This window comes from [Bacillus] caldolyticus, from assembly GCF_003595605.1.
GTDB lineage: Bacteria > Bacillota > Bacilli > Bacillales > Anoxybacillaceae > Geobacillus > Geobacillus thermoleovorans.
Genome location: NZ_CP025074.1, coordinates 110,135 through 136,006, shown reverse-complemented (window position 1 = coordinate 136,006; position 25,872 = coordinate 110,135). Strand labels below are relative to the sequence as shown.

Annotated in this window: 25 protein-coding genes; 2 read left to right on the top strand and 23 right to left on the bottom strand. The window is 51.8% G+C overall.

The annotated features are described in order from the left end of the window. Positions 1 to 243 precede the first annotated feature (243 nt). Both CWI35_RS00720 and CWI35_RS00710 read left to right on the top strand, forming a co-directional pair. Positions 244 to 1,413, top strand: a complete 1,170-nt coding sequence (locus CWI35_RS00720; RefSeq protein WP_119877993.1) for an MFS transporter — start codon at positions 244 to 246, stop codon at positions 1,411 to 1,413. Between the two features lie 329 nt (positions 1,414 to 1,742). Further along, the gene (locus CWI35_RS00710) at positions 1,743 to 2,222 is read left to right on the top strand and encodes a GNAT family N-acetyltransferase (RefSeq protein ID WP_011231410.1); all 480 of its coding nucleotides are present in this window, start codon (positions 1,743 to 1,745) and stop codon (positions 2,220 to 2,222) included. A 110-nt stretch (positions 2,223 to 2,332) separates the two neighbouring features. On the opposite strand, the gene CWI35_RS00705 is transcribed toward CWI35_RS00710, so the two are convergent. The 23 genes from CWI35_RS00705 to CWI35_RS00595 all read right to left on the bottom strand — a co-directional run bounded on the left by CWI35_RS00705 (position 2,333) and on the right by CWI35_RS00595 (position 25,664). Next, complete coding sequence (locus tag CWI35_RS00705) at positions 2,333 to 2,956, bottom strand: urease accessory protein (protein ID WP_015375014.1); 624 nt, start codon at positions 2,954 to 2,956, stop codon at positions 2,333 to 2,335. A 20-nt stretch (positions 2,957 to 2,976) separates the two neighbouring features. Continuing rightward, the gene (locus tag CWI35_RS00700; protein WP_011231412.1) at positions 2,977 to 3,792 is read right to left on the bottom strand and encodes an urease accessory protein UreD; all 816 of its coding nucleotides are present in this window, start codon (positions 3,790 to 3,792) and stop codon (positions 2,977 to 2,979) included. Continuing rightward, positions 3,789 to 4,403, bottom strand: a complete 615-nt coding sequence (ureG, locus tag CWI35_RS00695) for an urease accessory protein UreG (protein ID WP_033011718.1) — start codon at positions 4,401 to 4,403, stop codon at positions 3,789 to 3,791. The genes CWI35_RS00700 and ureG overlap by 4 nt, the downstream gene beginning before the upstream one ends. Positions 4,404 to 4,452: 49 nt before the next feature. Then, positions 4,453 to 5,130, bottom strand: a complete 678-nt coding sequence (locus CWI35_RS00690; protein ID WP_033025553.1) for an urease accessory protein UreF — start codon at positions 5,128 to 5,130, stop codon at positions 4,453 to 4,455. Then, positions 5,123 to 5,569, bottom strand: coding sequence for an urease accessory protein UreE (ureE, locus tag CWI35_RS00685; protein WP_020960052.1), 447 nt, complete (start codon positions 5,567 to 5,569; stop codon positions 5,123 to 5,125). The genes CWI35_RS00690 and ureE overlap by 8 nt, the downstream gene beginning before the upstream one ends. A 10-nt stretch (positions 5,570 to 5,579) precedes the next feature. After that, positions 5,580 to 7,289, bottom strand: a complete 1,710-nt coding sequence (ureC, locus tag CWI35_RS00680) for an urease subunit alpha (protein WP_119877381.1) — start codon at positions 7,287 to 7,289, stop codon at positions 5,580 to 5,582. After that, on the bottom strand, positions 7,286 to 7,621 hold the full coding sequence (locus CWI35_RS00675; RefSeq protein ID WP_096225138.1) for an urease subunit beta: 336 nt from the start codon (positions 7,619 to 7,621) through the stop codon (positions 7,286 to 7,288). Before CWI35_RS00675 ends, ureC begins: the two co-directional genes overlap by 4 nt. A gap of 44 nt (positions 7,622 to 7,665) precedes the next feature. Next, positions 7,666 to 7,971, bottom strand: coding sequence for an urease subunit gamma (gene ureA, locus CWI35_RS00670; RefSeq protein ID WP_020755308.1), 306 nt, complete (start codon positions 7,969 to 7,971; stop codon positions 7,666 to 7,668). Between the two features lie 80 nt (positions 7,972 to 8,051). After that, positions 8,052 to 8,753: an urea ABC transporter ATP-binding subunit UrtE gene (urtE, locus tag CWI35_RS00665; protein WP_011231419.1), complete on the bottom strand. Its 702-nt coding sequence runs from the start codon at positions 8,751 to 8,753 to the stop codon at positions 8,052 to 8,054. Beyond that, entirely contained in the window at positions 8,732 to 9,496 is a 765-nt protein-coding gene (urtD, locus tag CWI35_RS00660) for an urea ABC transporter ATP-binding protein UrtD (RefSeq protein WP_119877380.1), read from the bottom strand. Before urtD ends, urtE begins: the two co-directional genes overlap by 22 nt. Continuing rightward, a complete protein-coding gene (urtC, locus tag CWI35_RS00655) occupies positions 9,471 to 10,529 on the bottom strand; it encodes an urea ABC transporter permease subunit UrtC (protein WP_033011724.1) in 1,059 nt (352 codons plus the stop codon). Before urtC ends, urtD begins: the two co-directional genes overlap by 26 nt. Before the next feature lie 11 nt (positions 10,530 to 10,540). Further along, positions 10,541 to 11,434 carry an urea ABC transporter permease subunit UrtB gene (gene urtB, locus CWI35_RS00650; protein WP_119877379.1) on the bottom strand — a complete coding sequence of 298 codons (894 nt, stop codon included), beginning with the start codon at positions 11,432 to 11,434 and terminating at the stop codon, positions 10,541 to 10,543. A 61-nt stretch (positions 11,435 to 11,495) separates the two neighbouring features. Beyond that, the gene (gene urtA / locus CWI35_RS00645) at positions 11,496 to 12,752 is read right to left on the bottom strand and encodes an urea ABC transporter substrate-binding protein (RefSeq protein WP_119877378.1); all 1,257 of its coding nucleotides are present in this window, start codon (positions 12,750 to 12,752) and stop codon (positions 11,496 to 11,498) included. Positions 12,753 to 13,041: 289 nt separating this feature from the next. Further along, entirely contained in the window at positions 13,042 to 14,439 is a 1,398-nt protein-coding gene (locus tag CWI35_RS00640) for a methyl-accepting chemotaxis protein (protein ID WP_119877377.1), read from the bottom strand. Positions 14,440 to 14,556: 117 nt separating this feature from the next. Then, positions 14,557 to 15,906, bottom strand: a complete 1,350-nt coding sequence (locus CWI35_RS00635; protein WP_020960061.1) for a GntP family permease — start codon at positions 15,904 to 15,906, stop codon at positions 14,557 to 14,559. A gap of 119 nt (positions 15,907 to 16,025) precedes the next feature. Next, complete coding sequence (gene gntK / locus CWI35_RS00630; RefSeq protein ID WP_119877376.1) at positions 16,026 to 17,585, bottom strand: gluconokinase; 1,560 nt, start codon at positions 17,583 to 17,585, stop codon at positions 16,026 to 16,028. A gap of 17 nt (positions 17,586 to 17,602) precedes the next feature. Continuing rightward, positions 17,603 to 18,619, bottom strand: a complete 1,017-nt coding sequence (locus tag CWI35_RS00625; RefSeq protein WP_068895731.1) for a LacI family DNA-binding transcriptional regulator — start codon at positions 18,617 to 18,619, stop codon at positions 17,603 to 17,605. A gap of 518 nt (positions 18,620 to 19,137) precedes the next feature. Then, a complete protein-coding gene (locus CWI35_RS00620; RefSeq protein ID WP_014196016.1) occupies positions 19,138 to 20,073 on the bottom strand; it encodes an AEC family transporter in 936 nt (311 codons plus the stop codon). A gap of 61 nt (positions 20,074 to 20,134) precedes the next feature. Next, the gene (locus CWI35_RS00615; protein ID WP_014196017.1) at positions 20,135 to 20,821 is read right to left on the bottom strand and encodes a response regulator; all 687 of its coding nucleotides are present in this window, start codon (positions 20,819 to 20,821) and stop codon (positions 20,135 to 20,137) included. Between the two features lie 72 nt (positions 20,822 to 20,893). Continuing rightward, positions 20,894 to 22,492, bottom strand: coding sequence for an ATP-binding protein (locus CWI35_RS00610; protein ID WP_025039008.1), 1,599 nt, complete (start codon positions 22,490 to 22,492; stop codon positions 20,894 to 20,896). A gap of 72 nt (positions 22,493 to 22,564) precedes the next feature. Then, on the bottom strand, positions 22,565 to 24,091 hold the full coding sequence (locus CWI35_RS00605; RefSeq protein ID WP_119877375.1) for a tripartite tricarboxylate transporter permease: 1,527 nt from the start codon (positions 24,089 to 24,091) through the stop codon (positions 22,565 to 22,567). 13 nt (positions 24,092 to 24,104) lie between these two features. Continuing rightward, positions 24,105 to 24,569 (bottom strand): tripartite tricarboxylate transporter TctB family protein, encoded by a 465-nt coding sequence (locus tag CWI35_RS00600; RefSeq protein ID WP_014196020.1) that lies wholly within the window; start codon positions 24,567 to 24,569, stop codon positions 24,105 to 24,107. A gap of 54 nt (positions 24,570 to 24,623) precedes the next feature. Then, on the bottom strand, positions 24,624 to 25,664 hold the full coding sequence (locus tag CWI35_RS00595; protein WP_025039006.1) for a Bug family tripartite tricarboxylate transporter substrate binding protein: 1,041 nt from the start codon (positions 25,662 to 25,664) through the stop codon (positions 24,624 to 24,626). Between the last annotated feature and the right edge of the window lie 208 nt (positions 25,665 to 25,872).

Genomic DNA, 25,872 nt, shown 5'->3' with positions numbered 1-25,872 from the left:
TCGTTTCGCACCCTTGGCGGATGCCGGTCCAAAGTCCGCTTCATTGTTTGTCGAACCGTTTACCTCCAGTCTCGCGAAAACCGCTTCCATTGTCAATGGGGAGGAAGGAAAATGGGTTGTGGATGACATTCGGGAGTGATCCCAGCCTCGTCGGAACGGCCAAGCAAGGTGCGATCTGCTTTGAAAAATGCCTGTCTTTCCATTATGATGAAAGAGGCAAACCATATCGTGGAGATGATGATCATGAGCAATCGTCGCGATTTATCGCTTTTGTTTCTCGTGATGTTTTTGGTCATGGCCGGGTTTGGCATCATTATCCCTGTCCTTCCATTTTACGCAGAAAAAATCGGCGCGACGCCAACGCAGCTCGGCTGGTTGATGGCCGTTTATTCGCTCATGCAATTTTTATTTGCGCCGATGTGGGGGAATTTATCGGACCGCTATGGACGAAAGCCGATGCTGCTTGTCGGCATTTTCGGTTTGGCCCTTTCGTTTTTCTTGCTCGCCGTCGCGACAAAACTTTGGATGTTGTTTGCCGCTCGCATCATCGGCGGATGTCTATCGGCGGCCACGATGCCGGCCGCTATGGCGTACGTCGCAGATGTGACAACGGAAGAAGACCGGGGCAAAGGAATGGGGATGATCGGAGCGGCCGTTGGACTTGGATTTATTTTCGGACCGGGGATCGGCGGCATATTTTCAAAAACGAGCTTGACCGCTCCGTTTTGGATGGCAGGCAGCTTGGCGCTCTTGACCGCTCTATTCGTTTTCGTTTTCTTGCATGAGTCGCTTCCGAGAGAAAAACGAATGAATATACGAACAAAGCGGCCATCGCTTGCGGCCGCCCTCCAAGGGCCTGTAGCGCGCCTATACTTACTGCAGCTGATCACAACGTTTTCCCTCGCCGGACTTGAAGCGACGTTCGCCTATTTTGCCGCTGAACGAGCGGGGCTTTCGTCGACGGAACTTGGCTACATCTTTATGATCATGGGGCTTGCAGGGGCCATCGTCCAAGGAGGGTTGCTTGGAAAACTGATCCGCTCATTCGGGGAAGGCGCTGTCATTCGTTTCGGGCTGTTCCTGTCAGCAGTTGGCTTTTTTCTCATTTTATTCGTTCACAGCTTTTGGACAGCCGCGCTCTATTTAACGATTTTCGGCATTGGCAACGGCGTCATCCGCCCGTGCGTCTCCGCCTTGTTAACGAAGCATACAGCGGATGGCCAAGGAAGCGCAACAGGCGTCTTATCATCGTTCGATTCGCTCGGCCGCATTGGCGGCCCGGCGATCGCCGGCTGGTTGTTCACCTTAAAGTCCAGTTTGCCATATATGTCAGGGATTGTGCTAACATTCATTTCCTTCGCTGTTTTTCAATCGTTTCAACGAGCCATGATGCAAAAAGACTCGGCCCTTTGACACAAGAGGAGGACGGATGTGGACATCCCCTGTTACAGATCAGCGAGCGAGAAAGCCCACTCCTTGAGGGGTGGGATGAAAGCGAGCCCCGTCTAACCTAGCGCACTGGTCACAGGTGCGCCGCCCATTGGGGTACATCCTAACCCGATGGGACGGGGTGATGACACACCCCTGAATTTGGGCGTTGTCCGAACCAGAAATGGATGAGGACGCAAACGACCCAAGAATCCCACGCCTTTAGGCGTGCGGAGTGTCAAACTCACGCACGGAAGTGAACGTCTTATGCATTGGGGTGAAAATCATCATCTGCACAAAGGAGGAGGAGCGCCTTGAACATCGTTCCAACCAAACAGTTGGACCGCGCCATCGTCAACCAATTTTTCAACGACCATTGGGGAAGTCCGCAAATGGTTGTTTCAACCGGCATCTATACCTGCAGCGAGCTGGATGGATTTGCGGCTGTTGAGAACGGTCAGCGGATCATCGGACTGATTACATTCATCATCCGTGGCAGCGAATGCGAGATCATCTCGCTAGACAGCATAATGGAAAACCGCGGCATCGGCAGCGCCCTTTTGCATGAGGCAGAGGCATGGGCGAGACAACAAAGGTGCACGGCTGTTCAACTGATCACTACCAACGACAACTTGCATGCCCTTCGTTTCTATCAAAAGCGCGGCTATCAAATTGTGAACGTCTTTCCCAACGCTGTCGACAAGGCGCGACAAATCAAGCCAAACATTCCGAAAACAAGTCCTGACGGCATTCCTATTCGAGATGAGTTGTTGCTGGTCAAACCACTGGTGTGACACGAGGTGATGATGACGCCGCATCGAAAAAGAAGCACCGGCCTTCTCCCAAGACCGGTGCTTCTTTGTTTTGAACAACCCTCCACCTATGACGCCAGCCGCGAGGAGCGTCAAATTTCGGCGGCGATATGATACATGTAATAGACCCCATAGGCGATGCTGATGAGGGAGACGGTTTTCACGATCCATTGATTCATGACTTGCTGTTTCGCTTTCATCCAAACAAACGGAATCCCGAGAAACGTCGTGAACAGCATCATGCCGATGACCGTTCCTAGGCCAAAAATCAAAATAAAAGCAAGCGCCATCCAAGTTCCTTTGACCGTCGTCATCGTCAACAACACCATTCCGGCGCTGCCGGCTAAACCGTGGACGATGCCAATCAATGTCGATTTCACATGTAAATGATGAATATCGCCCTGGTGATGATGATCCAGCCTCATTGTCGAACGGAAACTAGCAATTCCTAGAATAACGATCATGATGCCGACGCCCATTTCGAGATAAGAAGCAATCTGTTCAGGAATTTGCCGCTCAAAGGCGATCATCGCCATCCCAACAACGAGCAGCGTCAACGTATGGCCAATTCCCCAAAACATGCCGGCCAGCGATGAAAGGGACAGTTTTTTCGTCCGGCTGGCAATGGTCGAAACGGCAATGACATGATCCGGTTCCGTCGCATGTTTCATTCCAAGCAGCAATCCAAACAAGAGCACAGGCCATATCGTTCCCATTGTCTTCTTCCTTTCCCTTGTCAATATTTCCTCCAACAGACTGGCGCTTTCTCACCGCATTGTTGGCGAATGAACTGTTGGACGCGTTGGAATATCGCTTCGATGACCGATGTTTCATACGCCAATATACGTACAGAAAAGCCTGGAACGGCCGCCGCTGAAAAACCGCAGCGAACCTCTTGCGGCATCTCTTCCATGAATTGGTTGAACTGTTCTAACACTTCCTTTGTGATAAACGGAGAAAGAGCCACGAATGATCCGACATGCGTGTAGCCGCCGAGCTGCAGCATGCTCGTTAAGTGCTGCCGCGAGTCCAAGTACAGATGATCAAACAGAACGAGCGCCTCGTCTTGATACACCTTCAGTTTCGAGCGAATCCAATCATAGCGGAACAGCTCGCCGCTTTCCGACCATCCAGGCGTGATGATTTCGCCATAAACAAACGTGGAGCTTGGCGTGATGTACACCGTCGTTTCTTGATAAAAGCGCGCATGCTCATAGGCGATCGTCGGGTCGGGGAAATATTCAAGTACGCTTTGCTCCCCAAGTGACAATCGTGTATACTGCCTTACAGGCGTTGAAGGAGTTTTGTAGATTTTCGCCGCCGACTGGGTCGTCACCATCAACCGGGCGCTGGGCTCGAGGAAGATTTCCATATCATATGAATCCCCATCGACATACCCGCCGCCCACGTGGACAAGATATAACGTCGGATGAGCCGGGTCGAGGTAAACAGGACGCATCAGTTTCAGCGCCCCTTCACTATAGTTGTCCAAAATGACGGTGCGGCCGTTTTTCACGACCGCTGTACATCGCAAACGCCCCGTCCAGCTCATTCTTCCAGCCCTGCCAGCAGCACCTGTTTTTCGATCCAATCCACAACGTCAAAAAGACCAATCTCTTCTTTTAAATTCGTAAAAATGACCGGCTTCGCCCCTCGCGCTGCTTTGGCGTCCCGTTCCATCACTTCCAGACTGGCGCCGACGTAAGGGGCAAGGTCGATTTTGTTGATCACGAGCAAATCCGACTTCATCATCCCTTGTCCGCCTTTGCGCGGAATTTTCTCCCCTTGGGCGACGTCGATGACATAAATGGAGAAATCGACCAACTCCGGGCTGAAGGTCGCCGCCAAGTTATCGCCGCCGCTCTCGATCAAAATGAGTTCCACATCTGGATGGCGCCGTTTCAGTTCATCAATGGCCGCAAAATTCATTGATGCGTCTTCGCGAATGGCCGTATGCGGGCACCCGCCCGTTTCGACGCCGATAATCCGATCTTCCGGCAAGACGCTATGTTTGATTAAAAATTGGGCATCTTCTTTTGTATAAATATCATTCGTAATGACCGCGATGCTAAAGCGGCGATGCATCGCCCGCGTCAGCTTCTCGACAAGCATCGTTTTGCCGGCGCCGACCGGGCCGCCGATGCCGATTCGTACCGGTTCCATTCTGGATTCTCCCTTCTCTGTCCTTCTTTCGTTCCACGTCAAACAAGATTTACGACATAAACAATCGAACAGGAAGACGTTCATGCTGCATTTGCGCGATTTCCAAGCCGACGGCTGCCGCCCCGAGCTCCTCTTCGTCGAGTGTCTCGATGATGCTCGCGGCATGAATCAAATATGGCTGCGCCATGACGAGCAGCTTTTGCCCGTCCGTCTGGCCGAGGGGGATGCCGCGGACCGCGTTTTGCACCATCGTTTGTACGGAAGCAAACAAATACGTCAGCACCGTCGTTTGTTTGGCTGCTCCGATTTTGCGGCCAACCGCCGCAAACACAATGGCCGGATGAATGGACCGCGTCGTTTGCACGATCTCATCCAATTCATCGACTCCGTAAATGTCGCGGCACAGTTTCCATAAGCGCCCCCCAATCATTCTCGTTCCTTCTCGCGTTTCCTTCGCCAAGCAGAGAGCAAACAGCGTGTCGTTCAGCCGCCGCAGTCCTTCCATACGGTCGACTTCCAACTGCTCATAGGCGATCCGGCACGCCAATCCATCCGTATACGTCAGCTGGGTCTGAATATAAGCGACAAGCACATCGCCAAACGTTTTGGCATCGCAAATTTGTTCATTGTACATGTATGTTTCAAACCCAAAGGAATGGGAAAATGCTCCAGACGGAAAATTCGAATCGGAGAGCTGCAGCAGCCACAACAACTGTTGGTCAGTCATGGCGGTGGCCGATATGGCGGAACGCTTGTTTTACTTTCCGTTTTTCCCTCTTGTACGGGATGCCGAGTTGCTGGAGCAGCTCTTCGACTAAATAGTCGTATTGGACGAGCATTTCCCCTTCCTCGAATTGGGCGGGCAAGTGGCGGTTGCCGAGCTGATGAGCAATCTCCCCCATTTGTTTCATGGAAACAGGCTGGATGACAAGCAAATCATCGGGAAGAACGGATACGACAATGGCATTATGCTCATCCATCCATAACACATCTCCGTCTACCAATTCTTTCGCTTCTTTCAAGCGAATGCCAATCTCCCTCCCATGGTCGGTCACCACCCGCTGAATTCGTTTTACTAAATCATCGCTTGGCATGTACACCCGTTCGATGTGCGGGGGGAGAGAAGAAAGAGCTCGAATGTTGCCGATAACCGTTTCTACAATCATCATCATCACCTCAAAACAGAAAATATCGTTGCGCCATGGCCACAACTTCAGCCGGTTCGCACGTGATGAGCCGCCCATCGACCTTCACTTCATACGTTTGCGGATCGACATCGATTTGAGGCATGGCGTTGTTGAACACCATATCGTGTTTCGTTAACGAACGAATGTTTCCAACCGGTTTGACGATTTTGTGCAATCGCAGTTTGTCAGGGACGCCGCGTTCGAACGCCGCTTTGGACAAAAACGTAATGGACGTTTTCGCGACGGCGGCGCCATAGTTGGCGAACATCGGGCGGTACAGAGCGGGCTGCGGCGTCGGAATGCTGGCGTTCGGGTCGCCCATCACGCTGTAGGCGATCATCCCGCCTTTGATGACGAGCTCAGGCTTGACCCCGAAAAAAGCGGGATGCCAAACGACCAAATCTGCGAATTTTCCGACTTCGACTGACCCGACATACTCCGCGATGCCATGAGTGATAGCCGGGTTGATCGTATATTTGGCTACGTACCGTTTGACGCGGACATTATCGCCTCGCCCCGTTTCCTCCGGCAAGCGGCCAAACTGTTTTTTCATTTTGTCGGCCGTTTGCCACGTACGTAAAATGACTTCACCGACGCGCCCCATCGCTTGCGAGTCGGAACTGATCATGCTGAAGGCGCCGATGTCGTGCAAAATATCTTCAGCAGCAATCGTTTCTTTGCGGATGCGCGAATCGGCAAAGGCAATGTCTTCCGGAACGGACGGATCTAAATGATGGCACACCATTAACATATCTAAATGCTCATCAAGCGTGTTTTTCGTATACGGCCGCGTCGGATTCGTGGAAGAAGGCAAAATGTTCGGGAAGCTGGCGACTTTCATAATATCGGGCGCATGCCCCCCTCCGGCTCCTTCCGTATGGTATGTATGAATGACGCGCCCGTTAATGGCCTTCAGTGTATGCTCGACAAACCCGCCTTCATTCAATGTATCGGTATGAATGGCGACTTGCACATCGTACTCATCCGCCACTCGCAAGCACGCATCAATCGCCGCCGCCGTCGTTCCCCAGTCTTCATGAAGTTTGAGTCCAATCGCTCCGGCGCGGACTTGCTCAGCGATCGGCTCTTTCGCCGATGCGTTGCCTTTTCCTAAAAAACCGATATTCATTGGGAACGCTTCGGCGGCTTCAAGCATCCGGTAAATATTCCACTCTCCCGGCGTGCACGTCGTGGCATTCGTTCCGGTCGCCGGCCCGGTCCCGCCGCCGATCATCGTCGTAATGCCGGATGACAGGGCGGTTTCGATTTGCTGCGGGCAAATGAAATGGATATGGGCATCCACTCCTCCAGCGGTCACGATTTTTCCTTCCGCCGCGATCACTTCCGTTGAGGCGCCGATGACAATATTGACGCCATCCATTAACAGCGGATTCCCAGCCTTGCCGATGGCGGCGATGTTTCCATCTTTGATCCCGATATCGGCTTTGTAAATGCCGGTGTAATCAACGATGACGGCATTCGTCAGCACTAAATCGACCGCTTCGTCGCGGACAGCGAGCGGATGTTGCCCCATCCCGTCGCGAATCACCTTCCCACCGCCGAATTTCACTTCATCGCCGTAAACGGTATAGTCATGCTCAATTTCAACCCATAAGTCCGTATCCGCCAACCGGATGCAGTCCCCAGTCGTCGGCCCAAACATATCCGCGTATTGCCGTCTTGACATGGAAAAACTCATTCTCTTGCTCCCTCCTTCCCGTTGTCATCAAGCGGACCGTTGACCATATTGTTTAATCCGTACACCCGGCGCTTGCCGGAGAACGGGACAAGCTCCACTTGCTTCGCATCTCCGGGCTCAAAACGAACCGCTGTCCCGGCTGGGATGTTCAAATGTTTTCCGTATGCGGCCTGTCGGTCAAATTCGAGAAACGAATTGACTTCAAAAAAGTGAAAATGGGAACCAACCTGCACCGGGCGGTCGCCGCGGTTTACAACCGTCAGCTTCGTAACCGGCTTTTGCCGGTTGCACACAATCGGTTCGTCGCGCAATCGGTATTCTCCTGGGATCATAAGATCACTCCTTTATCCACCTTCATCGGAATCGGCCGGCGCTATTACGACCGGATCGGCTGGTGGACCGTGACGAGTTTCGTGCCGTCCGGAAACGTCGCCTCGACTTGAATCTCGTCGATCATGTCAGCGACGCCTTCCATCACATCATCGCGTGTCAAAATCGTCGCGCCGTATTGCATCAACTCCGCCACCGTCCGCCCGTCGCGGGCTCCTTCCATCAGTTCATACGTAATGAGCGCCACCGCTTCCGGATAATTTAGCTTCAAGCCCCGCTCTTTCCGGCGGCGCGCCAAATCGGCGGCCACGACGATCAACAGCTTTTCCTGTTCGCGCGGAGTCAGTTTCACTCATCTCTCCCCCTCTTGAATGCTCCCACCTATACTCGCAGGTTCAAGAAATCTCTCATCGCTAACCCGCGGCCTGTGGCTTAAACAGCAAGAAATGATTGAATATAAGTCAAATCAGCCCCATCGACATCCCCCTTCGCCACGACAGTGCCGCGATCCAAAATATAGAAACGATCGGCACAAGAAAACGCCAGCTCCACGTTATGTTCGACCAATACGATGCCAACCTGTTTTTCTTCGGCGATTTTCATAATCACATCATGAATCAACTCAACGATCGATGGCTGAATGCCTTCCATCGGTTCATCAAGCAAGAGCAGTTTCGGCCGGCCGGCCAACGCGCGGGCAATGGCCAGCTGTTGCTGCTGTCCGCCGCTTAAATCCCCTCCTTTTCGCTGGCGCATCTCTTTTAGGACTGGAAATAATGCATACATTTCCTCAAGGATCGGCTGAGGACGGACGTTCTCGGCCTGTGCTTCCAACCCGAGAAGGATATTTTCTTCCACTGTCAGCGCGGAGAAAATTTCCCTCCCTTGCGGCACATAGCCGATCCCTGCCCGCGCCCGACGCTCCGGCGGCCATCGCGTGATATCTTCTCCTTCCCATTCGATCACGCCTGACATCGGGCGAATCAACCCGATGATCGTTTTCATCAACGTCGTTTTGCCGACTCCGTTTCTGCCCAACACCGCCGTCACCCGGCTGAGAGGAATGTCCATGCGAACTTGATCGAGCACAACGCTTTCGTCATAGCCAGCGGTTACATTCCGGAGGCATAACACGCGTTTTTCCTCCTTCCAAGATACACATCGATGACTTGTTCGTTTTGCTGCACCTCATCAATCGAGCCTTCGCACAATACTTTTCCTTCATGCATGACCGTCACTTGCTTCGAATAACGGCGGACAAAGTCCATATCATGCTCCACAATGATCACCGCACAATGTTTGGCGATTTCGTGCAGCCATTCCCCCGTGCGCTCCCGTTCCGCCGCGCTCATGCCGGCAATCGGCTCATCCAATAAGAGAAGTTGCGGGCGCTGAATGAGCTGCATGCCGATTTCCAACCACTGCTTTTGGCCATGAGACAGGGTGCCCGCTAAGCGATGACGTTCATCGAGCAATCCAATTTTCTCTAGCTGTGCTGCCATCATTTCTTTCTCTTCTCCAGTCAACTTCGCCCGCAAAACGGAACGCAGACGCCGATCTTGTCGCATGGCCAACTCCATATTTTCCCATACCGTCAAAAACGGAAAAATGGAAGGGCTTTGAAACTTCCGGGCGATGCCTATTTGCACGATCTCATATTCCGGCCGTTGCGTGATGTCATGGAAAAAAAACAGCACCCGCCCGTCCGTCGCTCTCGTCCGTCCGCAAATGACATCGAGCAGCGTCGTTTTCCCCGCTCCGTTCGGGCCGATCAAAAACCGCACTTCATGAGGGTAAACCGCGAGATCAACACCTTGCAAAGCACGAAATCCATCGAAGTCAACGACGACGTCACGACACATCAACACGGGCTTCACGTTCATGCCCCCTTTTTGCTTTGATGCGAACGGCAGCGAGCGATTCATAAATGCCCGCCAATCCCTTCGGAACAAACAGCACAACAACGACAAACAAGGCGCCTAACAAAAGCAGCCATAGATCTGGATAATTTTCGCTTAAAAAGCTTTTCGCCGTGTTCATGACGATCGCGCCCATAATCGCGCCCATGAGCGAGTGGCGTCCGCCGACAGCAGCCCACAGCACCATTTCGATTGAAGGAATAATCCCCATCATCTCCGGGGAAATGAGCCCGACTTGCAGGACAAACAATGCGCCTGCCACTCCGGCAAAGGCGGCTGACAAACTATACACAAACACTTTATAGACGGTCGGATTGAATCCTAAAAAACGAACCCGGTTTTCCGCGTCGCGAATGGCAATGAGCACTTTTCCTAGCCGACCAGTCGTTAGACGGCGCGTCATAACGAAAATGAGGGCAAGAACAGCTGCTGTCAGCCAATACAACACAATTTGCGTAAGCGGCGATGATAACGAAAAGCCGAACACGGTCGAAAAATTGGTCAAGCCGTTCGTTCCACCCGTCCATTCTTGCTTGCCGATAAACAGCGTAACAAACACGACAACAACCGCCTGGGAAAGGAGAGAAAAATAGACACCTTTAATCCGATTTTTAAACGTTAAATAGCTTAATAGGGCAGCCAGCAATGTAGGCAAGACGATCGCTGCTATGACGGCCACGACAGGATGCGCAAACGGCTTCCAAAACCACGGCAGTTCGCGCACGCCGCTCCATTCCATAAAATCAGGCAAATGCCCTCGCGAAGCTTCGAGCTTCAAATACATCGCCATGCAATAAGCGCCTAACCCGAAGTACACCCCATGGCCGAGGCTCAAAATGCCGGTATATCCCCAAATGAGAGAAATGCCGACCGCCACGATGGCAAAGCAAAGAAATTTGCCAAGCAAAGACAGGCGAAACTCCGTTAAATAAAATGGCGCCAAAAACAAAGCAACGAAAAACAGCCAGTATCCCCAACGTTTGTTCACGATGCTTCCTCCCCTCAATCGAGCGACCGCGTCCTCAAGCTAAGAAGACCGGACGGTTTCCATTGCAAGAACGCAATAATGAGAACGAACACAATGACTTTGGCGATGGTGGCGCTTGTGGAATATTCGACAAAGGTGGAGATTAAGCCGAGGCCAAACGCTCCTAGCAGCGTCCCAGCCAGTTTTCCCACTCCTCCTAAAATGACGACCATAAATGCATCAACAATATAGTACGTGCCGATCGTCGGCCCAATCGGCCCAAGCAAGGTCAACGCACATCCCGCCACCCCCGCCAATCCTGAACCGATCGCAAACGAGTATGCATCAACTTTCTGCGTGGCAATGCCGAGACAGGCCGCCATCGGCCGGTTCATGGTGACAGCCTGAATGCGTCGGCCAGCTCGTGTTTTCGTTAAATACATATAAAGAAAGAACACGATCGCCAATACAAGACAGAGAATAAACAACCGTTTATACGGAAACACCGCCCCAAACAAGCGGATTCCGCCATCCAGCCAGCTTGGCGGCACAACCGCCACGTTGGGCGCCCCAAAGATGAGACGGGCCGTCTGTTGCAAAATCAAACTGATCCCCCATGTCGCCAACAAACTGTCCAGCGGGCGGTGGTACAAATGGCGGATCAAACTTTTTTCCAGCCCCCATCCAAGCAGAGCGGCGGCCAAAAATGACAATGGAATGGCGGCGACAAAATACAGCCCTGCCGAGTGCGGCATATGGCTAGTGAACCATTGCTGGATGACATAGGTCGTATACGCTCCGACCATCATCAGTTCACCGTGCGCCATATTGATGACACCCATCAGCCCGAACGTGATCGCCAACCCAATGGCGATCAAAAGCAAAATCGAACCGACGCTCAGCCCGTTGAATAATTGGTCAATAAACATCGCCGTCCCCCTTTCATGTCCGCCGGGCAAGAAGGAAGGACATGCCTTCCTCCCCATGCAACTATTCACTTAATCCTTTCGCCCATGGGTAGCTCTTTAAATACGGATCCGGCTTCACCGGCTGACCGGAATTCCATAACTCTTTGAATTGTCCGTCCGCTTGGATTTCACCAATGCGCACCGTTTTCCATAAATGCTGCGTTTCCCCGTCAATTTTCACCGTTCCTTCCGGCGCCTTGTATTCAAGGCCGGCCGCCGCTTTTTTCACTTGATCCACATCAAAGGAGCCGGCTTTTTTCACTGCTTCGGCCCATAAATGAACGGCTGTATACGCCGCTTCAATCGGGTCATCGGTCACGCGGTCTTGCCCGTACTTTTCTTTATACTTTTGAACAAATGCCTTATTCTCCGGTGTATCGGTCGTCTGAAAATAGTTCCACACAGCCAAATGACCGGCCAACACATCCGGCCCGATCCCGCGTATTTCTTCTTCCGCGATACTGACGGACACCACCGTCACGTCTTTCGGTGTGATGCCAGCGTCTTTCAACTGTTTGAAAAAGGCGACATTGCTATCGCCGTTGAGCGTATTGAAGACGACAGCCGGTTTCACTTGTTTGATTTTGCTGATAATGGTGCTATAATCGGTATGGCCGAGCGGCGTATATTCTTCCCCGACCACTTGCCCACCTTCGGCCTTCAACTGGGCCTTGATGATTTTGTTCGCTGTCCGCGGAAAGACGTAATCCGATCCAAGCAAGAAAAACGTCTTGCCGCGGTTTTTCAAGAGCCAGCTGACCGCTGGAACGATTTGTTGATTCGTCGTCGCCCCAGTGTAAAAGATGTTCGGAGACGACTCCATCCCTTCATATTGCACCGGATACCAAAGCAGCCCGTTGTTTTGCTCCACAACCGGAAGCATCGCCTTGCGGCTCGCCGATGTCCAACCGCCGAAAATGGCGGCCACTTGATCTTTTTGCAGCAATTTTTTCGCCTTTTCGGCAAATGTCGGCCAGTCGGACGCTCCATCTTCCACAATCGGTTCAATCTTCTTGCCGAGCAGCCCGCCCGATGCATTGATTTCCTCAATGGCCATTAACTCGGCATCGCGCAACGATACTTCACTGATGGCCATCGTTCCGCTTAACGAGTGAAGGATTCCTACTTTGACCACATCCCCTTCTTTGCCAGCCGAAGATGAATCATTTTGATTCTCGTTTTTGGCTTGATCCACTGCTGATGACGCCGCACATCCCCCAAGAGCAAAAACACTGACGCATAAAAACAGCCATAATTTCCACATGAATGCTGGTTTCATTCGCACACCCTTCCCCCTATTCATTTGAAACATCGATGAATTCCTGCCCCTCGTTCATCTAAAAGAGCGCATCCCTCCCTTGTTCCTCAAAAGCGATGCATGTTCTCCACGTTGAGGATTTGTTCTTGATTAGCAGTATAAGGCCCACGTTTCACGGACTCAACATATTTGTCATATTTTATTACATATTTTTGTTATATTTATTATCAATCATCTTCCGACCAATCAGCCAGGTCGAAAAACAAAACATGCCCCAAAAAGGCACACATGCACCTTTTTGGGGCAGCGTTCATTTCACAAGCGACAAATCCACTCCAATGACCCCGACAATTTGACCGTTATGATCCCTAATGGGAGCGGACACCGTGACGCAAAGATGTTTCGTCAATGCCGATACATACGGATCGGAAACATACACTGTTCCTCTACAAACTTCCTGAAACCACGACCGGACTTTGGCGTTGACCAAGCCCGCCGGCGGATTCGAATAGACAAACGCCCCATCAAGACGATTCGACCAGACAGCCTCAATCTCTCCATTCTCAGATAAAAATCGATCCAGCACGCGTTGATGCATGGCCTCATCCATTTGTTCCAACGGAGCTGACTGAAGCAAAGCCGATAGTTTCTGAATCGTGTTTTTCACGACCGCATCATCGACAGAAATCGTTTCTCTCATCCAATCACGTCCGACCGTTTGCTGCAGCTCCTCCGCTGTCTTTTGCAGCGCTTCATTAATGCGCAAAATCTGTTCGACGCTTTCATGCTGTTCGTTCATATCCGCCGTCACTCGCTCGACAAACCGTTGATTTTCCCGGCTCAATTGCACGATTTCTTCTAGGAGAACGGCGATTTCTTTCACGCTGTCCGACTGCCCAGACGCTGACCGGACAGAAGAGGAGACGAGGTCCGTCATATCATTCAGCTGTCGCTGCAGCAAATGAAGGAACGACATAATCGCTTCCATTTCTTTCTCTTCGACATCGATTTGCTTTGTTTCTTCGCGAACGATATCGGTTGTCGCTGCGATTTCGCGTTGAATAAGGGACAAAATATCCTGTGTTTGCTGGACAGCTTCCGACGTTTGATTCGCCAACATGCCGATTTCCCGCGCGACGACCGCAAACCCGCGCCCATGTTCTCCCGCACGAGCCGCCTCAATATTGGCATTGAGCGACAAAATTTTCGTTTTCTGCGAAATCTCGCCGATCGCTGATATAATTTCATTGATGCGTCGCGAATGATGAACGAGATGGTCCATTTGTTCCAATAACGTTTCATGGTGGGAGCGCAGTGTTCGAATTTCTTTTTGCAACGTCTCCAATGAATTCCATGAATGCAGCCAATGTTCGGAAAACTGCTGGCTGCTCGCATACATATCACGCGAAGATGCAGCGATTTCCCTAGCCGCCTCCTCGATTGTTCGCATTTTGTTCGCCACTTTTTCCGTATACTCCACCGTTTTCTCGCTATGGTCCATCAGCTCTGCCGCACTATTCCGGCTTGAATCGGAAATGTCATTCAGCGAAAGTGCCGCCATCTTCATCTGTTCCATCGCTGCTTTGAGCTGATCAACCGCCACAACAATTTGCCTTGCAATTTGTTGCGGTCCTCCCTGCGTTTCCTCACGTCGAGGCTGATCCAGTTCGCGCTTTATTTTTCGTTCCGCACGTCTCGCAAAAATCAACAGGCGTCACTCCTTATGTCATTTTTTATTACATAATTATAATATAAAATATAACAAAAGGACATATAAAAATAAGACGCCCGTTCTTCTAAAAACGAGCGTCTTGCCTGGAAAAGGCTAGAGAACCATATTCAATAACAAAATGAAGACAAACGCCACCACCGAAATAATCGTTTCCATGACTGTCCATGTCATGAGCGTTTCTTTCACCGTCATGCCGAAATATTCTTTGATCATCCAGAAGCCGGAGTCATTGACGTGCGACAAGATCAACGAACCCGCGCCGGTCGCCAAGACAAGCAGTTCCATATTCGTTCCCGGCATGGTAGCCGCGATGGGGGCAACGATGCCGGCAGCGGTCATCATCGAGACGGTCGCCGATCCCGTCGCTACGCGAATGAGCGCCGCAATGCCCCAGCCTAACAGGAGCGGAGAGAAGTGCGAGTGTTTCGCCACTTCCGCGATTTGTTCGCCGATGCCGGAATCAAGCAGCACTTTGTTGAATGCGCCGCCCGCCCCGATGACAAGCAGGATGTTCGCGACCGGGCCGAGGCAGTCGTTGGCAAATTTCAAGACAGCGTCGCGGTTGAAGCCGCGGGCGTAGCCTAAGCTGAAGAACGAATAAACCGTCGCGATCAAGAGCGCAACAATCGGGTCGCCGATAAAGCGCAACACTTTCGCCGCTTCTGACTTTTGATCAAGCGTCACGTTTGCCACAGAGGCAATCAACATCAAAATGACCGGAAGCAAAATCGTAAACAACGTATTTCCAAACCCCGGGAGTTCCCGCGCTTCTTTATGCTGCACAAGCTGTTCGGCAATCTCCGCCGGCACTGTTTTGTGCAGGCGCGAACCGATCCATTTGCCATACAGCGGACCGGCAATAATGGCGGTCGGCAAGCCGACGATGATCGAGTAAAGAATCGTTTTTCCGACATCCGCCTTAAAAATGCCGACTGCCGCCATCGCGGCTGGGTGCGGCGGGACAAGCCCATGCACGACAGACAAACCAGCGACAAGCGGAATGCCGATCGTCACAAGTGAAATGCCCGTTTCCATCGCGATCGTAAAGACGAGCGGAATAAGCAAGACAAACCCGACTTGGAAAAAGACCGGAATGCCGACTAAAAAGGCGACGACCATCATCGCCCAATGGACGCGTTTTTGGCCAAAGCGGTCGATCAACGTTTTCGCAATGCGCTCGGCGCCGCCTGATTCGGCCATCATTTTGCCGAGCATCGTCCCGAGCGCCAAGACGATCGCCAAAAAGCCGAGCGTGTTGCCAAGCCCCGCCTTGATCGAGTCAATGATGCCCGGCGTTTCCGGAGACGGCGCGATAAGCGGCATGCCCATCGCCAGTCCGACGCCGACGGACACTAAAATGAGTGCGACAAACGGATGCATTTTCGCCATAGTAATGAGCAATAATAACACGATAATAGCAGCAACAACAATGGCGATTTCCATCACAAGCTCCCCCTTTATCTTTGAGATAAATCGATTTAGTGAACAAAGCAAACGTTTTCAGATCTTTGAAGGAAAGGGCTAAATCGATTTAGCGCCCGATCATAGCCAGCTAAATCGATTTAGTCTTCCTCCCTTTCCCCACTCCGCCGCTGGAACGCAGCGATGATGTCAAATTCCTCTTTCAATCGCTCATACAAGCGGGCATACAAATCAAACAGTTCAGCGTAAATGAGCGTATGTTCTTCCTTCGGCTCATGGCGGGCTGTTGTGTCGATCCATGTTTTCACCGTTTCGAGCGACGGCAGCTCGCCTAAGGCATATAGCGCCACCGCGGCCGCCCCTAACGCCGACGCCTCATGCGTTTGCGGCACGATGAGCGGTTTGCCGAGCATATCGGCCAGCATTTGCCGCCAAAACGGCGACTTGGCGAATCCGCCCGAGACGCGGATTTCCGACATCGGCCCCGTGACATCGCGAATGGCTAAAGCGACCGAGAGAATGCTGAAGCAGACGCCTTCCATGACAGCGCGGATGAAATGCTCGCGCTTATGATGAAGGCCAAGGCCAAAAAACGTCCCACGCGCGTTCGCGTTCCAGTACGGCGCCCGCTCGCCCGACAAAAACGGCAAAAACACCAGCCCCTCGGATCCAGGCGGGACGCGTTCCGCGTATTTCGTCAACAACTCATACGGATCGATGCCGAGCTTTTTCGCCACTTCCCGCTCGTGGGCGCCGAACTCGTCGCGCAGCCAGCGAAGCAAGATGCCGCCGTTGTTCGTCGGCCCGCCGACGACCCAATAGCCAGGCGTCAACGCATAACAAAACGTCCGCCCTTTTTCGTCGGTTGTCGGTTTTGTCGCGATCGTCCGCACCGCCCCGCTCGTTCCGATCGTGATGGCCGCTTCACCTGGGAGCACCGCCCCGACGCCGACGTTGGCGAGCACGCCGTCGCTCGCCCCAATGACAACAGGCACATCCGGAGCGACTCCCATTTTTTCCGCCCATTCTCTTTTCATGCCAGTCATGATATGCGTGGCGGGAACGAGCCGCGGCAGCTGGTCGCGGCGGATGCCGACAAGGGCGAGCGCCTCCTCGTCCCAATCGAGCGTGTCCAATCGGAATAAACCCGTCGCCGATGCCATGGAATGGTCAGCGACATAGTCGCCATACAGACGGTGCAACACGTAATCTTTCACCGACACAAACCGCCGTGCTTGCTGAAATACGTCCGGCTGCTCTTCCTTGAGCCAAAGCAATTTCGATAGCGGCGACATCGGATGGATCGGCGTCCCCGTCCGCCGATAAATATCAAGTCCGTTCTGTTCTTTCAACAGCCGCTCCGTTTGAGCCACGCTTCGGTTGTCCGCCCAGATGAGAAGGCGGGTGAGCGGCCGGCCCGACTCGTCAAGCGCCATAATCGAGTGCATCGCCGCACTCAAACCCATCGCTTTCACCTGTTCTGGGCGGATGCCGTGGCGAATCGTCACCGCCCCCACTGCCTGAACGACCGCCGCGAACAGTTCATCGGGATCCTGCTCGGCAAACCCCGGATGCGGCTGGATGATCGGATAGTCGACAGCGTGAGAAGCCAGCACCTTCCCTCTCCTGTCAAACACCACCGCTTTCGTGCTTGTCGTTCCAATATCAATTCCAATGACGACGTCCTCATGAATCGCCATCGTTTCTCCTCCCTTCTTCATTCCTTCCCCCGCCTGATCGATGTCCGTTCCATCAATGTCGGGGAGAAACGAAATACGCGCGGACCGTCGGCTTTTTTCGCTTTCATTTGTTCAAACACGCGCTCAGCTGCTTTTTTCCCCATCGCAAACGTCGGCTGGGCGATGGTTGTCAGCGCCGGCGTGTAAATATCGGCAAACGGCACATCATCGATGTTGATGATCGCCACCTCATCCGGCACACGAACCCCTGCGTCTTTCACAAACCGCAAAACCCCCATCAGCGTCAAGTCGTTGATCGCAAACAAGGCATTAGGCCGCTTCGGTTCGGCAAACCGTTGTTTCAACACTTCCGGCAGCGCGTCCGGATCAGCGGCGATGATGTTCCCATCTTCAACGTCCAGTCCTCTTTTGCGCATAGCCGCCCGAAACCCTTCCAACCGCTCCATCCGCGGCACGTTGTAAGAGACAAGCGGCGGGGTGACAATCGCAATCCGATCGCGGCCCTGGGAAGCGAAATACTGAACCGCCATTTCCGCTGCACCTGCATTATCAAGCAGCACGCTGTCTGCCTCCACTCCCGGCACCATCCGGTCGACAAACACAAGTGGAAACCGTTCCTCGACAAGACGGCGATAGACGTCCTCGTTCTTCCCTGTTGGAAACACGATCAACCCGTCCACTTGCTTCGCCAGCAGCGTATCAACATATGTTTTTTCCTTATCCGGATCATCGCCGGAATTGCAGACAATGACTTGAAACCCGCGCTTTTGGCATTCCTCTTCAATGGCGTGCAGCACTTGCGTTGTCATCATATGAAGCATATTAAAAACAATCACGCCAATGGTCGCTGTCGTCTTTTGCTTCAAACTGCGGGCGATGATGTTCGGCTGATACCCAAGCTCTTCAATCGCCTCGGCGATGCGTTTTCTCGTCTCCTCGCTCATATATTCATAGCGCTTATTTAAGTATTGCGACACGGTGCTTTTCGAAACGTTGGCCAATTTCGCGACATCGGCCATCGTTACTTTTTTCAAAAGGGATCCCTCTCTCGTACTAAATCGATTTAGTTCAAAGCGTTTTCATAAACCGGTTTAGCTTTATTATAAACCAAGTGAAAGCGGTTTACAATAGTTTTGGATTGAAATCCTAAAGCGTCAGAGAAAGTTCGAAAATCCAATGTTCTTCTTCGTTTTCGCACCTTTTGAATCAAAACGTCTGGTCAATCGATGAGTTCTTTGATAAACGGAGAATACATGCGAATGTTCCTCCAATGGGTTGGTTTGGTCACCTTTACCATACAGGAACATTCGCATTTTTTGCACCCTCTATTTTTCCTATGCATACCTATCTTAAAATCTCAAGTACAACTTGTGGTGAAGAGCCGATATTGGTTCATCACCAAAAGATGTACTTGCACCTGCCATTAAAGTATGGTAGCTGTTTCTAACTGAACCTGCAATGTAAGCTGTAGGGTTTTGACACGAAAGCACATTGTCGTCGATCCCCCATGATTTTTGCATGATTGGGAGTCGACGACAGCTTGCCCTCGTTTTCATCCAGCGATCGGAAACAACAGCCGGGCCGCATACACAACGCCTGTAACGGTAATGGCGCTCAACAAAGTCGACACCAACACCGCCTGGGCGGCGTAATCTGGGTGGCAGTCATACTCGAGTGCATACAGCGCCGTATTGCGCGAGCACGGATAGGAACTAGCAATGAGCAACGCCTGAGCCGTCACTCCATCAATTCCTAATAGAAAGATCAAAGACGCAGCCAACAGCGGCGACAAAACGAGACGCCCAAACACACTTGCATACACAAGCGGCGGCAAGGCGTTAAAACGGGCGTAGGCGATTTGCGCTCCCAACGTAAAGAGGGCGATGGCTAAAAACGCGTCGGCAACCCGCCGAAGCGGCGTCCATAAAAATGATGGGATTGGGACGTGAAGCCATCGGCAGACCACACCGAACAACAGCGCGTGAAGAACGGGATTTTTCCATATCTCAGCGGCCCATTTCCCACTTTTCCCGTTTCCTGACACGAACTGATACACTCCATATGTATTGGTCAAGAAGTTTTGAAAAATGGTCACGATGATTTGAATCGTCGCCCCGAGCGGATGTTGGTGAAACACAAGCTGGCTGACAGGAATGCCGAAGTTGCCAGAATTGTTCAGCACAACCGTATTTTGAAACACCGCTGCCATACTTCGCTCCAGTTTGAATAGTTTCGCCATGATCCTACTCAAAACCATCAGCCCGCCGTTTTGCAACAGAAGAAACCCTAAGATAGCCGCTAACACCTTTCCATTCAACTCACTGTCGTACACGTTGATGAATGCGACTGCCGGCAGCAGGACATACATGTTCAATTTGGATAATGTATTGAGGTCAAGACGAAAGAAACGGTGAAGCCCTGCTCCCAAGCCGACGATCAGCAACATCGGAATCATGACTTGAAGCAAGATACTCACAAAAATGTACAAGATGTTTTCCCCCGCTTTCTTTATGCATACGGAAGCCGCTATTCTCTGAAACGGATCTCGCTCATCCTCTTTTCTTATAGATCCGCTCCGGACGTCCGACCGATCCATAGACAATATCGGCTAGCACTTGTCCCGTGGAGACAAGGTATTCTAAATATCGACGGGCGGTCGTCCGGCTTGTGCCAATTTGCCGTCCCACTTCTTCCGCCGTCACACCATCTTGACACCGTTTCACAACCATCAGCACTTTTTCAAGGGTTAGCGGTTGGATGCCTTTTGGAAGCATAGGCTGATCCCTAACCGGGGCCTCCCGCCCGATCAGTTTGTCGACATCCTCTTGATCGATCCACTCTTTTTCTTTCATCCACTGCTGCATTTTATCATAATATTCTTTATATCGATGCAAGGTTTCGGCAAATCGATCAAACATAATCGGCTTGATAATATAATCAAACACCCCGCCATGCAGCGCTTGTTTCAAGGCATCCACTTCTCGTGCTGCTGTGATCATAATAATATCGATATTGGAAAAGCGTTCCCGAACCCATTTTAAAAAAGAGAGGCCGTTCATATCCGGAAAATAGACATCAAGCAACAACACGTCGGGTTGCAGCACCTCTGTCAATTCCCTTGCCTCTTCGGCGTTCGTGGCAATGCCGACCACTTCATACCCATTCACTTTCTCGACAAAGCGCCGATTAATTTCAGCGATGCGGCGGTCGTCTTCAATAATAAGTACACGAATCATCCCCCCTGCTTCCCTCCCTCCGAAATATTGATGCATAAAGGTGTAGAGGCCTTTTATGGGAAATGCTTTCTTTCAGCATGGGTTGGCACGGCCCGACCGCTTCGGAATAATGACGGTAAACACCGTTCCCTCTCCTTGTTTCGACTGGTAGGTGATTTGCCCACCAAGCATCGCCAGCGCCTTCTTGACAAGATCAAGCCCATACCCACGGAGGCCGTTGGCTTTGGTCGAAAAGCCGCGGTCGTATATCCGTTCCGCCACATCCGGATCAACGCCTAATCCGTTATCCTCGACCTCAATAATCAAGTCATCGCCGAGGTCGGTCAAAAAAATGGTCACTCGTTTCTCTTCTTTTCCGTTGTGGAGGACCGCTTCCATGGCGTTATCCAACAAATTCCCGATAATCGTCACCAAATGGTCGCGATCGATCCATGGCGGCACATCGCGAAAACTGCTTTCCCGATCAATTTCAAAGGTGATTTTCAGCTCATGGGCGCGGTTGAACTTGCCAATCAGCAGCCCGCCGATGATCGGATCCGGGATTTCTTTCATGACAAAACGAATGATATTTTGTTGTAAGTTCGTTTCTTTCGTAATAAGCTCAAGCGCTTCTTCATACGACTCAAGTTGAATCAACCCAGAGATCAAATACAGCTTATTGGAAAATTCATGTGTTTGCGCCCGCAGCGCATCCGCGTACACCCGGAGCTGGGACAGCTCTTTTGTGAGGCGATACAGCTCCGATTTGTTGCGAAACGTCGATACCGCTCCAATGACGCGCCCAGTTTTATCCTTAATCGGGATTCGGTTCGCAATGACCGTTTCTTCACCTAACACCATTTCATCGTCAAATTCCGCCTGTCCCGTCCGAATGACTTCAGGCAACCTCGAGTGGGGAATAAGCTGTAAGATAGGCATTCCCAATACACCGCGTTCGTTCTCATACCCAAGCAACTTCAACGCGGTTTGATTGACCATTGTAATCGTTCCCTCTTGATTGATGGCCACAATTCCTTCGCGAATCGCTTCTAAAATCGCCTGCTTTTCTTGGTAGAGCAAACCGATTTCTTCCGGTTCAAGACCATGAATCGATTTTTTCACCGTGCTGGCGATCGCCATTGCACCCACCGCTCCGAGAAAGAGGGCAAAAACGGAGAAGAGAAACATCTTCATACGATACGACCATACTGTACGCTGAATATCCTCTAGCAAAAAACCAACCGAAACAATGCCGATCACATGTCCGTTTTCATCAAAAATCGGCGCTTTTCCCCGGATCGCCGGACCAAGCGAACCGACCGCCTCGGAAATAATCGCTTTGCCTTTCAGCACTTCGCCGTTGTCGCCCCCTACCATATGCTTTCCAATCCGATCTGGCAGTGGGTGAGCGTAGCGGATTCCCTTACGGTTGCCAATCACTACGTACTCCGCCCCTGTCTTTCGGCGAATATGTTCGGCAAACGGCTGCAAGCGCACTGACGGATTCGGGTCGCGGAACGCCTCGCGCACGAGCGGAGTCGACGCGACCGTCTCGGCCACATTCAGCGCTCGCATGCCAATTTGTTGTTTGAGCGTCGTCGCAAACATATGCTGAAACAAAAACGTTAAAACCACGATCACCAGCAGCAACAATGAACAAATAATGACCATTAACCGTGTTTGAAGCTTCATAGGGCTCGCTCCCCAAACAGCAAATAAAGAAAGACAGTCCGCCTGTTAGGCGGAACGTCTTTCTTTCTATTATTACATATCTTCGTTGATGACGACCGATTTTCCTCTTAGTTTCATGACAAACGGCACGGCAATCCATAAAAAGGCAATGACCAACAAGACGAGCGAAATCGGCTTTTCAACGAAAACGAGATAATCGCCATTCGATGCCGTCAACGCCCGGCGCATATTGTTTTCGATCATCGGCCCGAGAACAAGCCCCAACACAAGCGGTGCCAATGGATAGTCGTGCTCTGCAAGCCAGTAGCCAAGCAGACCAAACGCCAGCAACAGGAACACATCAAACGTCGTCACTTGCACCGCATACACACCGAACACGGAAATGGCAATAATAAGCGGCAACAAATATTTCGTCGGCGTCTGGATAATTTTCGCGAACACTTTGACGAGCGGCATGTTGAGAATGAGCAACATGACGTTGCCGATAAACATGCTGGCGATCAATCCCCAGGCGACAGCTGGATGCTCATCGAACAACAGTGGACCTGGCTGGACGTTGTACATAATGAGTGCACCCATGAGGATCGCTGTCGTCCCTGAACCAGGAATGCCCAGCGTCAAAAGCGGAATCATTGCGCCCCCAGAAGCCCCGTTGTTCGCCGACTCCGGCGCCGCCACACCGGCGATCGTCCCTTGCCCGAACTTTTCCGGATGTTTGCTCACTTTCTTTTCAAGAATATAGGAGAAAAACGATGCCAACGTGGCCCCGGCTCCCGGCAGCACCCCGATGAAAAAACCGAGCAGCGACCCACGGGCGATCGGCCCCGCGCTTTCTTTCAAATCCGCTTTCGTCGGCAACACGCGCCCGATTTTGGCGATGTCCCCGTCGTTCGTCTCATGATGGAGAATGGACTTGAATACCTCTCCTAACGCAAATAGCCCGACCGCTACGGTTAAAAACTCGAGACCTCCATATAAATAGGAAATGTCGTACGTAAAGCGGGCCACGCCGGAAACGTTGTCGAGCCCAATCGTAGAAAGCAACAAACCGAACACGGTCATGATCCACGCTTTTGTCATCGATTTGCCGGCCAGTCCGCTCACCGCCGCCAACCCGAGCAGCATGAGTGAAAAATATTCCGCCGGGCCGAACTTCAACGCGACATTCGATAACGGCTGAGCTAATAGCACGAGGCCGATTAGCGAAACAATTCCGGCGACAAAAGAGCCGATCGCGGCAATGGCAAGCGCCGCCCCCGCCCTTCCTTGCCGGGCCATTTGATAACCGTCCAGTGTCGTGACAACCGATGACGATTCCCCAGGCGTATTTAACAAAATCGATGTCGTCGAACCGCCATACATCGCCCCATAATACACACCGGCCAGCAAGATGATCGAACTGGCTGCCGCCTGTTCCGGACTAAGACCGGACGTCATCGACGCCGTCACCGGAATAAGCAGCGCCACCCCGCTCATCGGGCCAATCCCAGGAAGCACGCCGACCGCCGTGCCGATCAATACACCAAGAAAAGCGAAAAACAAATTGTGCGGCTGTAGCGCCGTCTGAAATCCATCAAGCAAAAACGATAGTGTACTCATGCTGCTCCTCCTTTCATTGGAACCAAACCGGCCAGCTTGGCAGCGTTCCTTGAAGCAGTTTGACATAAAGGCCGTAGACGCCTAGCGAAAAGCCAGCCGCAATGGCGATCGACTTCCATAGCGCCCCTCTTTCCATCGTTTGAAAGCCGATAACAAGAAACAGAAACGTCGTGATTACATACCCAACCGTTTCAAGCAACGTCGCATAGAAAACAGCAGCAATGAAAATGATGAGAAACTTTTTGTACTGCCGCGGCGGCTTCTCTCCCACTGAATCCTTATAATCCTTATAGCCTCTCGTTTCAAACAACAGCTTGATGCTTAATAATGCCAGAACAAGTCCAAGCAAAAACGGAAATACGTTCGGTCCTACCGCACTGCCGTAGGCGCTTTTCGATAGGCGCAAGCTTTCCGCCATAAACAAGGAACCAACCGCCAAGAATGCCACCGCCGCGATACGATCAGCCGTTTTGTTCATGGTTCTTCCTCCTGTTCTTTACAAAAAAGGGGAAGAATGTTCTTCCCCCTTGCTTCATTTATGCATGCCAAGCGACTTCAGAAGGTCGCCGATTTGCTGCTCCTGCTCTTGCAAAAACTTCGTAAATTCGTCCGAATTGCGATATTCCGCCGCCCAGCCTTGTTTTTGCAGTTCTTCTTTCCACTTCTCGTGTTCAGACAACTTTTTCAATGTTTCTTCCCAAAACGCTTTTGCCTCTCGGGACATTTGCTTCGGCCCAAAAACCCCGCGCCAAATCGTAAATTCCGCATCAATGCCAAGCTCTTTCAACGTCGGCACGTCTTTCAGCACTCCGCCGAGGCGTTCTGGAGCGGAAACCGCCAACACCCGCACTTTGCCGGCTTTGAGATATTCGCCAACAGAAGAGGCATCCGTTGCAATCACATCGGCATTGCCGCCAAGCAGCGCAGCCATCGCTTCCCCGCCGCCATCGTACGAAACATACTTGACTGATTTCGGATCGATGCCCGACTTATAGATCGGCAAAATCGCGACTAAATGATCCATCGAACCTGGCGCCGATCCCCCGGCTACCGTGACCGATTTCGGATCTTGTTTAATGGTATTAAGCAAGTCGGTTAACGTTTGAAATTTCGAATCCGCCTTCACAACAATCGCGCCAAAGTCCTTCGTCAACTGGGCGAGCGGTGTCGTGTCTTTGTAGCCAAACGGGCTGTTCCCTTCTTTTTTCAAGTTGTTGATAATAATTGGCGGGGAGTTGACAAATAGTTTGTAATCGTTTTTCACATCTTGGGTGGCGTATTCGGCCATAAAGACCGCCCCGCCGCCGCCTGGTTTGTTTTCAACCGTCATGGTCTGTTTGACGAGCCCCGTCTCATCCAACACCTTCGTAATCGCGCGGGCCGTTAAATCCCAACCGCCGCCCGCCCCAGACGGAGCAACAATCGTAATCGGCTTCGTCGGATAGTTTGAGGCCGATGAGCCAGAGTTCGAACCGGATGATTTCGACCCCGCCGATTCATTGCCCCCACAGGCCGCCAAAGCCAGTGTCATCATCCCTGCGGCGAGCAATCCCCACCATTTCGTTTTCTTCATTTCTCCCTTGCCCCCTTGTTTTTTGATAACGTTTTCAATCACAACCTTACCATGCCGCGGGATGAGCGTGAAGTTTTTGAAAATAAAATGAATTTTGTGCATTTTGTTCATGGAGGTATAATCAGACCTGATATCAAGCACCTAGCGGAACGCTGGAGTCTCAAAGCAAAAAAAGACCGCCAGCCTTCAAAGCAGACGGTACGTGAAC

Coding starts and splice junctions, on each gene's coding strand:
- CWI35_RS00720 (WP_119877993.1), top strand. CDS start 244: ATGAGCAATCGTCGCGATTTATCGCTTTTGTTTCTCGTGATGTTTTTG.
- CWI35_RS00705 (WP_015375014.1), bottom strand. CDS start 2,956: ATGGGAACGATATGGCCTGTGCTCTTGTTTGGATTGCTGCTTGGAATG.
- CWI35_RS00700 (WP_011231412.1), bottom strand. CDS start 3,792: ATGAGCTGGACGGGGCGTTTGCGATGTACAGCGGTCGTGAAAAACGGC.
- ureG (WP_033011718.1), bottom strand. CDS start 4,403: ATGGAACCGGTACGAATCGGCATCGGCGGCCCGGTCGGCGCCGGCAAA.
- CWI35_RS00690 (WP_033025553.1), bottom strand. CDS start 5,130: ATGACTGACCAACAGTTGTTGTGGCTGCTGCAGCTCTCCGATTCGAAT.
- ureE (WP_020960052.1), bottom strand. CDS start 5,569: ATGATTGTAGAAACGGTTATCGGCAACATTCGAGCTCTTTCTTCTCTC.
- ureC (WP_119877381.1), bottom strand. CDS start 7,289: ATGAGTTTTTCCATGTCAAGACGGCAATACGCGGATATGTTTGGGCCG.
- CWI35_RS00675 (WP_096225138.1), bottom strand. CDS start 7,621: ATGATCCCAGGAGAATACCGATTGCGCGACGAACCGATTGTGTGCAAC.
- urtB (WP_119877379.1), bottom strand. CDS start 11,434: ATGTTTATTGACCAATTATTCAACGGGCTGAGCGTCGGTTCGATTTTG.
- urtA (WP_119877378.1), bottom strand. CDS start 12,752: ATGAAACCAGCATTCATGTGGAAATTATGGCTGTTTTTATGCGTCAGT.
- CWI35_RS00635 (WP_020960061.1), bottom strand. CDS start 15,906: ATGGAAATCGCCATTGTTGTTGCTGCTATTATCGTGTTATTATTGCTC.
- gntK (WP_119877376.1), bottom strand. CDS start 17,585: ATGGCGATTCATGAGGACGTCGTCATTGGAATTGATATTGGAACGACA.
- CWI35_RS00615 (WP_014196017.1), bottom strand. CDS start 20,821: ATGATTCGTGTACTTATTATTGAAGACGACCGCCGCATCGCTGAAATT.
- CWI35_RS00610 (WP_025039008.1), bottom strand. CDS start 22,492: ATGAAGCTTCAAACACGGTTAATGGTCATTATTTGTTCATTGTTGCTG.
- CWI35_RS00605 (WP_119877375.1), bottom strand. CDS start 24,091: ATGAGTACACTATCGTTTTTGCTTGATGGATTTCAGACGGCGCTACAG.
- CWI35_RS00600 (WP_014196020.1), bottom strand. CDS start 24,569: ATGAACAAAACGGCTGATCGTATCGCGGCGGTGGCATTCTTGGCGGTT.
- CWI35_RS00595 (WP_025039006.1), bottom strand. CDS start 25,664: ATGAAGAAAACGAAATGGTGGGGATTGCTCGCCGCAGGGATGATGACA.